Source organism: Paenibacillus sp. B1-35, from assembly GCF_050474385.1.
GTDB lineage: Bacteria > Bacillota > Bacilli > Paenibacillales > Paenibacillaceae > Paenibacillus_B > Paenibacillus_B alvei.
Map to the genome: position 1 here is coordinate 922,205 of NZ_JBCHVJ010000002.1, position 13,603 is coordinate 935,807.

Consider the following 13,603-nt stretch of genomic DNA (forward strand, 5'->3'; position numbering starts at 1 on the left):
CGACTGGTAAGATGTTGGGCTTTGAACTGCATAATGCGGGAGTGCGTGCTGATCATAATACGTGCTCCCCTATTCCATACATCCGTTAAGGCAGGGAGGTTCACAAATGAAGTCGGTATTTGAAAAGGAAGAAGCCTATTGGAATGGGATGTTTGATTCAGATGACAGCATGAGCATTTTGCCATATTGCAGCACCTCGGGAAGAGAAGCGAGCGTAGATAGGAAAGCCGTCAAAGCTTCCATCGCACGTCTGCTCCCAGCAGAACTGTCGGACAGAATGCGTTCTCTAGCGAATGGCTCGGATATCGCCCTTTATATGATTGCACTAGCAGGCGTATCTTGCTTGCTTCATAAATATACAAACCGCGAAAATATACTTCTAGGCATGCCTACGATCGATTCATCTGAAGACGATCCTTCCGTTCATGACGTTCTTGTTATCAAGGCAAATGTCATGCTTGGCAGCAATTTCCGTTCCATATTGGGAACAATCAAGACAGCGATCGGAGGAGCGTTGGAGCACCGAGATATTCCGTTTCGAAAAATGGTGCACAATTTGAACCTGCAGCAAGATTCGAACGGACTTCCGATTATGAATACAGTAGTTTCTTATTCAGCTATACATATCGCTTCCATCGAGCAAAGCATCAGCTCTGACGTTATATTCCGGTTCGATGTGAAGGACGCTGGCCTCCAACTGGAGGTGCTATATGACGAATGCCGCTATGATGCTTCTTATATCACTGCATTGTTTGAACATTTTTTCCGATTGCTTCATTTTCTACTGTTTCAACCTGATCAGCCTATCAGTAATGCCAAGTTGTTGTCTGAAGAAGAAAAGCATCGTTTGCTGCACGAATTCAACGATGTATGGACCGATTTTCCTCGACAGGCGACACTACATCAGCTTATTGAGGAGCAGGCGGAGAAGCAGCCAGATGCCATTGCAGTCTCTTATGATGACACAAGATTGACATACCGAGAGTTGAATGAACGCGCCAATCGCCTTGCGAGAACACTGCAAGCAGAAGGTGTGCAGACTGACGAACTTGTCGGGCTTATGGCAGTGAGATCAATAGACATGATCGTCGGAATGCTTGCTGTCCTAAAAGCAGGGGGAGGATATGTCGCTATTGATCCGGAATATCCGGAGGAACGAATCCGTTATATGCTGGAGGATTCGGAAGCGCGCGTCATTTTGGTGCAGCAGCAATTGCAGAATCGTGTGCCGAATACGAGTGCGAGTGTTCTTTACCTTGATGAGGAACAATCTTATCATTCCGATGGTACGAACCTGGTTCCGGTCAATGGAGCTACGGATCTTGCCTGTGTTATCTATACCTCTGGAACAACCGGCAAGCCGAAAGGAAACCTGACGACGCATCGCAATATCGTACGCATCGTAAAGCAGACCAACTATATTGAGGTCACTGAGCAGGATCGAGTGCTGCAATTGTCAAGTTATTCCTTCGACGGCTCCGCGTTCGATATATTCGGGGCGTTGACCAATGGAGCCCATCTCGTTCTTGTGCCGCAGCATACATTGCTTGATACGCAGAAACTGGCGGAGCTGATCAAATCCGAGCAAGTGTCAGTCATGCTCATTACGACCGCTTATTTTAATGTTCTTGTGGATGTGAACGCATCCTGCCTGCGTAATATTCGCGCAATTTTGTTCGGAGGCGAGCGCGCTTCTGTCGCACACGTGCGCAAAGCGCTCGAACATACGGGCCCCGGAAGGCTGAAGAATATGTACGGTCCGTCCGAGAGCACAATTTACGCGACATGGCACGATGTGATCGAGGTTCCGGAGCACGCGGTCAGTGTTCCGATCGGGCGTACGATCAGCAACACCGCCATCTATATCGTGAATGAACGGAATGATCTGCAGCCGATTGGCGTTGCCGGCGAGCTGTGCGTTGGAGGAGAAGGACTGGTTCGCGGGTATTTGAACCGTCCGGAGCTGACTGCACAGAAGTTCATCGATAACCCGTTCGTACCGGGAGAGCGCATGTATCGTACCGGAGATTTGGCAAGATGGCTGCCTGATGGAACGATTGAATATGTAGGACGGGTCGATGATCAGGTCAAAATCAGAGGCCATCGCATTGAAATTGGGGAAGTGGAAGCGCAGATACTTAAAGCGGAAGCGGTTCAGAAAACAATGATTGTCGTGCGAGGCCGTGAAGACGGGGAGAAGCAGCTATGCGCATATTACGTAGCGGATCGCGTGCTTCCTGCTGGCGAGCTGCGGGCAATGCTGGCAAAGGAACTGCCAGGGTACATGATTCCTGCTTACTTTATCCAGCTTGACAAGATGCCTCTGACAACGAACGGCAAGGTGGATCGCCGTGCACTGCCTGAGCCGGAGGAGCATATTCAGTCGGAGACGGAATATGTGGCGCCAAGAACGGAACAGGAAATCCGGCTTGCCCGCGTCTGGCAGGAAGTGCTCGGCTTAGCTCAGATTGGCGCAAAAGATAATTTCTTTGAGCTTGGCGGACATTCGCTGCGGGCGACAACGCTGGTAAGCAAGCTGCACAAGGAAGAGCAAATCAATCTATCCCTTCGCGACGTGTTCCGCTATCCTACTCTCGAAGCGATGGCAGCTCTTATGGATGATGCGGAAGGACGCACCTATGAACCTATCCCGACAATCGAGGAGAGGGATGTTTATCCAGTATCTTCCGTGCAGAAGCGTTTGTTTATTTTGCATCAGCTGGAAGGAGCGGAGCAGAGTTATAATATGCCGGGGGCCCTGCTGTTGGAAGGCAAGCTCGACCGCAAGCGATTGCATCATGCATTCGAGAAGCTCATCGCTCGGCACGAGACACTTCGTACAGGCTTTGACATGGTGAACGGCGAGCCTGTTCAGCGAATTTACGCTAAGGTTGACTTCGCAGTGGAAGAGATGACGGCCGCAGAAGGGGCGGAAGCTGAAGAGAAAGTCCGGCAGTTCATTCGCGCTTTTGATTTATCGAAGCCGCCGCTGTTCAGGGCCGGATTGATAGAATTGACACCAGAACGCCACATTCTGCTGTTCGATATGCACCATATTATTTCGGACGGTACATCGATTGGCATAATGATTGAGGAATTTACTCGTCTTTACAGCGGCAGCGAGCTTGAACCGCTTCGCATTCAATACAAGGATTTTTCCGCGTGGCAGCGTTCCGAAGCGCAAATCGCACAGCTCAAGCGCCAGGAAGCGTATTGGTTGCAGCAGATGGGAGGACAGATGCCGGTGCTTGAATTGCCAACCGACTATGTGCGGCCTGCTGTCCAAAGTCATGAAGGTGCATTGTTCGAATTCTCTATCGATTCAGAGAAGAGTCGCGCTCTGAGAGAATTAGCTGCAGAAACGAGAACCACCTTATACATGGTGCTGCTGGCAGCCTATACGATCGTGCTCCATAAGTATTCGGGACAGGATGACATCATTGTAGGGACACCGATTGCAGGACGTACGCATGACGACGTACAGCCACTTATCGGCATGTTCGTCAATACGCTTGCAATCCGCAATTATCCTGCAGGAACCAAGTCCGTGCTGGAGTATTTAGAGGAAGTCAAGGAAACGACGCTGGGAGCGTTCGAGCATCAGGACTATCCGTTTGAGGAACTTGTGGAGAACGTGCAAATATCAAGAGACCTGAGCCGCCATCCGGTATTCGATACCATGTTTGCTCTAGAAAATACAGAGCATCGGGAATTTGATCTCGACGGTCTGTATGTGAAGCCATTTGGCACTGAATATGGCATGGCCAAGTTCGACTTGAACCTGACCGTAACGGAAGACGGCGATGGACTATATTGCACCATGGAATATGCAACTGCTTTATATAGCCAGACAACAATCGCAAGGCTGTGCCGCCACTTCCTGCAAGTTGTGGAGAGCATGAGCTGCGAACCGCAAACTACTATTTCGTCGCTGAAAATGGTAACAAACGAAGAGAAGAATCAGTTGAAAAATGAATTCAATCATTCAACAATGGTGGTTCCGAACGATAAAACCATTCACGAGCTATTCGCGGAACAGGCGGAGCAGACACCGGATTCCATAGCTGTTGTCTGCGGCAGCAAGCAGTTGACCTACACGGAACTGAACCGGAAGGCGAACCAGCTTGCCTGGAAGCTGAGGGAGCATGGCGTAACTGCTGAGCAGCCTGTCGGCATCATTGTCGAACGTACGCTGGAGACGGTTGTCGCCGTACTAGCAGTGCTCAAGGCATCCGGCACGTTCGTGCCAATCGATCCGGAATATCCAGAGACGCGTATTCGCTATATGTTGGCGGACAGCGGCGCCAAGCTGGTGCTGGCCCAATCGGCGCTTCCGGGCATCATTCCGGACGAGATTCGTCAGTTGGATGTACGCGATGAATCGCTGTATGCAGGCAGCGGTGAAAATGTCCCGAACGGCAATAAACCGTCTGATCTGCTCTATATCATCTACACGTCGGGAACGACCGGCAATCCGAAAGGGGTTATGTTGGAGCATCGCAACATGGTCAATCTGCTGCATTATCAGCAAAAGGGCACGAATATTCCGATGCCTTCGCGGATTTTGCAATATGCGTCAGGCAGCTTCGACGTATGCTATCAGGAAATGTTCTCTGCCCTGCTGTTCGGCGGAAGTCTGTATATGGTTGACAATGAAATGCGCAAGGATCCGGTACGCTTGTTCCAAGAAATCGAAAAGAATGAAATTGACGTACTCTTTATTCCGGTGGCGTTCCTGAAATTCATCTTCGCTGAGCCGGAGTGGGCCGAAGCGTTCCCGCGCTGTGTTCGCCATATCATTACAGCGGGCGAGCAGCTTGTCGTCACGCCGCAGGTGCAAGCCTGCCTGAAGCGTCTCGGCATTTGCCTGCACAACCATTACGGACCTTCGGAGACTCACGTCGTGACGACCCATACCATGACGCCGGATGCCATCGAGGCCGGTCTGCCGCCAATCGGCAAGCCGATCGCGAATTCAAGCATCTACATTGTGAACGACAGCTTCGAGCTGCAGCCGATAGGTGTGAAGGGCGAGTTGTACGCATCAGGCGCATGTGTTGGTCGCGGATATTGGGGAAGAGCGGATTTGACAGAGGAGAAGTTCCTTGATAACCCGTTCGTACCGGGTGAGCGGTTGTATAAGACAGGAGACGTGGCACGCTGGCTGCCGGACGGCAGCATCGAGTATGTAGGCCGAAGCGACCATCAAGTGAAAATCCGGGGCTTCCGCATCGAGCTTGGTGAGGTGGAATCGCAGCTGCTGCATGTGCCGGCGGTACAAGAGGCGACAGTAATGGCACTGGAGGATCACGCAGGCCAGAAGCAGTTGTGCGCGTATTTCACGGCGGAGCGTCCGTTCACGGCGGGCGAGCTGCGAGCGGCAATGTCGCAGGAGTTGCCGGGTTATATGATCCCGTCCTATTTTATACAGCTAGAGCGGCTGCCGCTGACACCGAACGGGAAGATCGACCGGCGAGCACTGCCGAAACCTGAGGGCGGCATCGAAACTGGCACCGAATACGTTGCGCCGCGCACAGAAACAGAGACGAAGCTTGCTTGCATTTGGCAGGACGTATTGGGGTTGACAAGCGTAGGCGTGAAGGACAACTTCTTCGAGCTTGGCGGTCATTCGCTGCGAGCGACAACGCTCGTAAGCAGACTGTACAAGGAGCTGAACGTCAACTTCCCGCTGCGGGGGGTATTCCGTCATCCGACGATCGAGGAGATGGCTAAGGCCATAACGGAAACGAAGAAAGAACAATATATGGAGATCCCTGTCGCTGAGACGAGAGAATATTATCCATTGTCCTTTGCACAGAAGCGGTTGTTCATTATAAGCCAATTGGCCGGGGCTGAGCTTAGCTATAATATGCCTGGAATCCTGATGCTTGAAGGTGCGTTGGATCGAGAACGGTTCGAATCCGCCTTCTGTAAGCTGATTGATCGGCATGAATCACTGCGAACAAGCTTCGTAACGGTTCGCGGTGAACCCGTACAGTGCATTCATCAGCAAGTGGACTTCGCAATCGAATATCACCGTGCGGAAGAAGACGAGGCTGAGGTAATGATCAGTCAGTTCGTTCGACCTTTCCTGCTTAATGAAGCGCCGCTGCTGCGGGTCGGATTGATTGAAACCGGACATGATCGCCATATCCTGATGTTCGATATGCATCATATTATTTCCGATGGCGTAACGATGGGCAATCTGGTAAATGAATTTGTCCAGCTGTACATGGGTGAGCAATTGCCGACGCTGCGCATTCAATACAAGGATTATGCGGCATGGCAGCAATCCGCTGAATATGCAGACAGGCTCGCACATCAGGAGTCCTATTGGATGAAGCAATTGGCTGGGGAAATTCCGACGCTGGAAATGCCAACCGATTACGTGAGACCAGCGGTTCAGCAGTTCGAAGGCGGCGTAGCCTTGTTCGCGTTGAGCAACGAGCAAACCGAGCAGTTGCAACGGGTAGCGGCAAATCATGGAGCAACCTTATATATGGTGCTGCTCTCTGCTTATACGGTGCTTCTGCATAAATACACGTCTCAGGAAGACATCATTGTTGGTACGCCGATTGCCGGACGCAATCATACAGATCTGGAGCCACTTATCGGTATGTTCGTCAATACGCTTGCTATTCGCAATTATCCGACCGGTGAAAAGTCATTTTCGGATCTGTTGGCAGAGGTGAAGGATACGACGCTTGCCGCATTCGAAAATCAGGAATATCCGTTCGAATCGCTGGTAGAAAAGGTACAAACGTCGCGGGATATGAGCCGAAATCCGGTATTTGATACGATATTCAGCTTGGAGCACGCTCAGCAGGGCGATATCCATATCGAAAGCCTCCAGATGAGTCCGTATCCGCACAGCCATGCTGTCGCGAAATTCGACTTGACCTTCCATGCTGAGGAAAACGAAGAGGGAATTCAATGCGGTCTAAGTTATGCGACCTCTTTGTATACGCAGGAAACAGTCGAACGGATGGGAGAGCACTTCGTTCAATTGATCAATGCGATTATCGCTGAGCCGAACGCGAAGCTTTCATCCTTGAACATGATGAGCCAACTGGAAGAAGAAAAGGTGCGGCTGGCATTTAATGATACAACAACGAACTATCCACGCGAGAAAACAATTCAGCACTTGTTCGAAGAGCAAGCAGAAAAATGGCCGAATGCGATTGCCATTCAGTTTGGGGAAGCACAGCTTACATACCGTGAACTGAATGAGCGCGCGAATCGCTTGGCGAGAACCCTGCGAGGCAAGGGGATAAAAGCCGGACGCTTTGTTGGTGTGATGACGGATCGTTCGCCAGAGATGATCATTGCCATTATGGCGATCCTGAAGGCAGGCGGTGCTTACGTGCCGATTGATCCGGACTATCCGGAGGAGCGCATCCGCTATATGATCGAAGACTCGAAAGCATCTCTTCTGGTCGTTCATCAGCACTTGCAATCGAACCATATACCTTCAGAGTGCACGGTTGTCGTTGTTGATGATGAGACTTCCTATCATGCCGATGGCACGAATCTGGAGCAGAACAATGGAGCATCCGATCTTGCCTATGTCATTTATACATCAGGAACGACTGGCATGCCGAAGGGGAATTTAACGACCCACCGCAACATTGTCAGAGTTGTTCGGGATACGAATTATATCGAGATCGATCAACGGGACACGGTGCTGCAATTATCCAGCTATGCATTTGACGGTTCGACCTTTGACATATTTGGCGCGCTCCTGAATGGAGCGAAGCTTGTCCTGATTTCACGCGAAGTAGTGCTCGATGCAGGACGATTGGCAGACGCCATCGAACGCGAACAAATCTCGATCATGTTCATTACCACCTCCTATTTCAATTTGCTCGTCGACATGAAGGCGGATAGCCTGCGTCATATGCGTGCGATCCTGTTCGGCGGGGAGCGTGCATCCATTAGCCACGTGCGTAAGGCGCTCAAGCATTTAGGGCCAGGCAAGATCAAAAATGTATATGGTCCGACGGAGAGCACTGTGTTTGCGACTTGCTACGATGTAAATGAAGTGGCAGATGATGCCGTCACCATACCGATTGGCCGGCCGATTGGCAATACGGCGGTCTACATTTTGAGCCAAGACAATGCTTTGCAGCCGATCGGTGTAGCTGGAGAGTTATGCGTAGCGGGTGATGGCGTCGCAGTGGGATATTTGAACCGCCCGGATTTGACGGCAGCCAAATTTGTGAATAACCCATTCGTTCCGGGTGATCGCATGTACCGGACAGGGGATTTGGCTAGATGGCTTCCCGATGGAAGCATTGAATATGTAGGACGAATAGATGATCAGGTGAAGATTCGCGGTTATCGAATTGAGCTTGGCGAAGTCGAGGCTCACTTATTGGAGCTTGAGGCCATCCAAGAGGCTGTAGTCATCGTCAAGGAGGAAGAAGTCGGGCAGAAGCGGCTGTGCGCTTACTATGTCGCAGTTCGGCCGATTACAGCCGGAGAACTGCGAAGTGCACTTGCGCAGCAGCTTCCGGGATATATGATTCCTTCTTACTTCGTACAGCTCGACAAGCTCCCGCTGTCATCGAACGGAAAAGTTAACCGCAAGGCGCTTCCAACACCTGAATTGCACGTGCAGGCTGCTTCAGAATTCGTGGCTCCGCGTACGCCGCTGGAGGTGCAGCTCGCTCAAATTTGGCAGGAGGTGCTGGGACTCGGACAGATTGGCGTAAAGGATAATTTCTTTGAGCTCGGCGGTCATTCCTTAAGCCTGATGCAACTGGTGGAACGTGTCTATACCGCGACTCAGATTGAAATTCCGATTCACAGCGTATTCCGGCAACCGACAATCGAGGCGATGGCTTACGAGATGCTGAAATCCGAACTTGCGGTGAAGTCGGGCAACCATTTCATGAAGTTGAACGAAACCGGCTCAATCCATATCTTCTGCTTCCCTCCAGGTCTCGGCTACGGGCTTAGTTATTTGGAATTGGCCAAGCAGTTGGATCATCACTGTATCCTGCATGGCATCGACTTTATTGATGATGCCAACAGTACAGAAGACATGCTGGATCGATATGTGGATGCAATCATTGCTGTACAATCGCAGCATCCATACGTGCTGCTCGGCTATTCTCTGGGCGGTAATTTGACATTCGAGGTTGCGAAGGCAATGGAACGCAGAGGGTATCCGGTATCAGACGTGATCATGCTTGATTCCTTGCGGAAGCTGAAGGCGCATGAAGTAGATGAATTCGACAGCGACATCGATCAGATGATCGAGGGGGTGCAGGAGCTTAAGGAAATGCTGGTGCATCATCCGCTGCTGCGCGATCAAGTTAAAAATAAGATGCGAGCGTATTGGTCGTACGCAACCGATCTCGTCAATTCCGACATGATCGGGGCTAACATCCATGCTCTGATGGCAGAACCGTCCGATGCGAATCGGGCAGACGGGGAAAAGCTTGCCACGTGGGCGGGGGCAACCCGCGGCAGCTATGTGGAATATAACCTCCGCGGCATTCACGAAGAGGTGCTCCAGCCGCCGTTTCTAGAGATGAATGCTAACGTGATTCAATCGATCATTCGGCATATTGTCGAACAAACGCTGGTTGCCCATTAGGAGAAATGACTTCTGGCACCCAATGAAGGAAGGCATGCATACAGGCTGGTTCTGTTGGACGTTAGTACAGACTGTTTGGTGTTCACAGACTGCTCAACTTTACGGCGAATGCAATTCATAAATGAATTATGTAAATGCTGGGAAGATGGCAGTTTGTGAGCGGCATGCCACAACTATGGGACATAAAGGGGAGACAGTATCGTGGTTCAGCGAAAAGAAAAAAAGGTGTTTACCCTATGGAAGTCGGTACGGTGGCTAGTACAATTTGCAAAGTCCCACAAGGGCTGGATGATCGCAGGAATGCTATGCGCCATTGCGGCGGCGGTGATCGAAATATGGACGGGCAGCTTGATTCAACAGTTGACCGCTAAGGCAGAACACGGGGATGGGCGGTTAGTAGTCAACACGGTATATATGGTGCTTATCGTTATTGCAGTGGGAGTTCCCGCAAAGTTCATGATGGTATATGGGATTGAAAAAGGGAGCGCCCGCGCAATGCGAGATGTGCGCAATTATATGATGCGTCACATTGGCAAGCTGCCGATCCATTACCTGGACAAGCAACACTCGGGCGACATGGTGTCGCGCTTAACGAACGATATGCAACTGATTAACCAGTTCATGGTACGAGATCTGCCGCAATGGTTCTACCATCCGCTGCTGTTTATCGGCTGCTTTGCCTATCTGCTCTGGATCCGGTGGGAGCTTGTGCTGCTCAGCGTACTGCTTGTACCTGTATCCTTATTCGTATCCCAATGGATCGGCAAGCAACTGCAGCAGCTGACAGAAGAAGCTCAGGCAAGCACAGGGCAAATGAATGCTATCGTGCAGGATACGCTAAATGGGATGGTGCTCGTCAAAAGCTACTTGCTGCAAGGATTATTGTTCCGCTCCTATCAATCACTGCTGCAGCTTACACTGATCAAAAAGCTGGCTGTCAGCAAACGGGAAGCCATCATTACGCCCATCTTGTTTACGCTTATGATGAGTCCGGTCGTCTTTGCGGTCTCATATGGCAGCTACTTGATTTCGCAAGGTTTGTTCAGTACAGGAGAACTGATCACATTTCTTTACCTGCTCAATCTCTGTCTTGAACCGTTGCAGAACATCCCAACGCTGGTGACACATACGTTCGAGATGGGCGGAGCCTTGAAGCGGATTTATGATGTGGCCGACCAGCCTGTCGAACCGCAAGGAGAGCAAAACGGCTTTGTGAGTGATGACTGTGTCAACAACGACACGGATATGAGTCCGATTGTGTTTGAAAAGGTCAGCTTTGCCTATACGCCGAATTCTCCGCTACTGCTTCATAACTTAAGCTTCACAGTTGAGCAGGGGAAAACCGTGGCGCTTGTCGGTGCTAGCGGCGGGGGAAAGAGCACTGTAATCAAGCTCTTATGCGGATTTTACTCTTTGCTGCCTGATGGAGGCGCAATCCATGTTTTGGGCCGATCAATTTCCAATTGGAACCCGGAAGATTTGCGCTCCAAACTGTCTGTCGTTACGCAGGATTCCTACTTATTCAGCGGCACGATCGCCGACAATATCGGGTACGGCAGGCTGAATGCTTCAATGGATGAGATTGTAGAAGCGGCAAAGGCTGCCTACGCGCATTCTTTTATTATGGAATTGCCAGACGGGTACCAGACAGAGGTCGGTGAGCGAGGCGGCTTGCTGTCGGGAGGCCAACGGCAGCGAATTACGATCGCGCGTGCGATTTTGAAGAATTCGCCCATACTGCTGCTCGACGAACCGACATCCGCTTTGGACACGGAATCTGAGCTATTAGTTCAACAAGCATTGGACACGCTTATGCAAAACCGAACGACAATCGTTATTGCGCATCGGTTGTCCACCATTCAACATGCAGATGAAATATGGGTAATGGAGGGCGGAAGCATAGCCGAAGCGGGAACGCATGATGAATTATTGGCTGCGGGTGGTGCTTACGCGAGCTTATATCATCGGCAATTTGCTGATGAGCCTTCCGGACGTGAGGAGGTGGCCTGCACGTGAAGCTGTCTGACATGATTACATACGGGAAAGAAACAATTGGCATGATGAATTTCATGAATAAAAAGCGCAAGCTGCATTATTATGTCGGCATGATTGCGAGCGGTGCCGTGAACACCTTGTTTATTCTATCCTTCAGCTTAGTGGTGCAAAGTTTAGTGAATTATGCGGAGTCAAAAGACATTTCCCTTATGTATCAAGGATTGTACATTTTAGGCGGCTCCATTCTGTTATTGAACTTGATATCTCCGCCGTTCACTTACTTGTTCCATCGCAGTGTAGAGCTCACGCTAGCGAATATTCGCGAGCAGTTGTACCGGAAGCTGTGCAAGCTGCGAGTGTCTTTGCTGGAACGAACCCACAACGGTGAGCTGCTGTCCAGAATGAATAATGATGTATCGACCTTGGAAGTCACATATTGCGGCATTCTGTTCGCCATGCTTCTCGAGATCATGATCAGTCTGGGCTCAATTATCATGATGTTCGTCGTGCATTGGCAGTTTGCCTGCGTTTCCTTGCTTGTGCTGCTCTTATCCTTCTATATCAGTTCGCGATTCGTAAATACGGTTCGGAATTTGTATGATCGTCATTTAAGCATTACTGCTAAGTTGACAGAAAAGTTTTCCGATTTCCTTGGAGGAATCCAACAGGTGAAGCTGTTTCGCATTCGTCCGATTTATGAGCAGTATGAAGGTCTCAATGAGGAAGTAACGGATCTTTCAACCCGGATTGCTCATAAAAAGGGAATGCTCGCGGCGATCAATCACTTCGTCAGTTATATTACGTTTTGCGGAATCATTGTTATAGGGAGCCTGCTGTATTCCTACGGATACATTACGATGGGAGCGGTAGCTGCATTGGCTGTGCTGCAAATTCATTTGACTCACTCCTTCATGAACGTCGGTTCTACCATGTCGCTCATCCAAAATTCATTGGCAGGAGCCAAACGGGTTCAAGAGCTGCTGAAAGAAGAGGAGGAGCCGGAACGGATCAATTGCGCAGCCGAGACAGGCATCGGCAAGACTGATTTGGCAGAAGCTCACAACAGTACTACCGATGGAGCTGCAACTGCTGAACGAGGCTTGACTAGTATAACAGACATGAATGAGGAGATTGGTGAAATTGGCATTACAGAGCCTGTGGTTGACCTAAGGGATGTCGAATTCTCATATGCTTCCGGGGAACCGGCCATATGCAAGGTGTCCTTGCAGGTGTACCCGGGACAAGCGGCAGCCATCGTTGGTGCTAGCGGGAGCGGGAAAAGTACACTGATTAAGCTGCTGATCGGTTTTTATCCGATTGACAGTGGGGAAGTTCTCATTCAAGGCAAATCATTCGGGCAGTATACGCTGGAGGAAGTTCGCCGCTTAATTGCCTATGTGCCACAAGAAGCATTTTTGTTCAGTGGGACGATCGAAGACAATATTCGTTATGGTAACCCACAGGCGTCTCACGAGGAAGTTGTAGCTGCAGCGCAAGCAGCGTATGCCCATCATTTTATTCAAGAGCTCCCTGATCAATATCAAACAACAGTAGGGGAGCGGGGAGCATCCTTATCAGGCGGACAGCGTCAGCGCATTGCGATTGCACGGGCCTTGCTGAAAAATGCGCCTATCCTGCTGCTGGACGAAGCGACGTCGGCGCTCGATACCGAATCGGAGCATTGGGTTCAAAAGGCACTTCAGCAGCTCATGCAGGGCCGCACGACCATCATGGTCGCCCACCGCTTGTCTACTGTAGAGAACGCGGATATTATTTTTGTCATGAAAGAGGGAGTCGTTGCGGAGCGAGGAACGCATCGAAGCTTGCTTCAGCATGGCGCTTATTACGCGAGTCTCCAAGGACAGGCTTAATGCCTATCCTGCGGGAGGTCGGCAATATAACCTGTCAAGGAATCTCTGATCTTATTCAGAGGTTCCTTTCCTTTTCTTGTTTGCCTTCATGTGGATGCGTGACCGTCCCGAACAAGAAAATACTTGCATATGA

3 protein-coding genes are annotated in these 13,603 nt (G+C 50.5%); all 3 read left to right on the forward strand.

Translation table 11 applies throughout. The annotated features are described in order from the left end of the window. The first annotated feature begins 106 nt into the window (after positions 1-106). The 3 genes from ACQ5BJ_RS11740 to ACQ5BJ_RS11750 all read left to right on the forward strand — a co-directional run bounded on the left by ACQ5BJ_RS11740 (position 107) and on the right by ACQ5BJ_RS11750 (position 13,470). Positions 107-9,604, forward strand: coding sequence for an amino acid adenylation domain-containing protein (locus tag ACQ5BJ_RS11740; protein ID WP_430109528.1), 9,498 nt, complete (start codon positions 107-109; stop codon positions 9,602-9,604). A 201-nt stretch (positions 9,605-9,805) separates the two neighbouring features. Further along, a complete protein-coding gene (locus tag ACQ5BJ_RS11745; RefSeq protein WP_430109525.1) occupies positions 9,806-11,620 on the forward strand; it encodes an ABC transporter ATP-binding protein in 1,815 nt (604 codons plus the stop codon). After that, a complete protein-coding gene (locus ACQ5BJ_RS11750; RefSeq protein WP_430109523.1) occupies positions 11,617-13,470 on the forward strand; it encodes an ABC transporter ATP-binding protein in 1,854 nt (617 codons plus the stop codon). Before ACQ5BJ_RS11745 ends, ACQ5BJ_RS11750 begins: the two co-directional genes overlap by 4 nt. Positions 13,471-13,603: the final 133 nt, after the last annotated feature.

Bases quoted from the DNA above. Each gene is read 5' to 3' on its own strand.
- ACQ5BJ_RS11740 (WP_430109528.1), top strand. From the start codon at position 107: ATGAAGTCGGTATTTGAAAAGGAAGAAGCCTATTGGAATGGGATGTTT.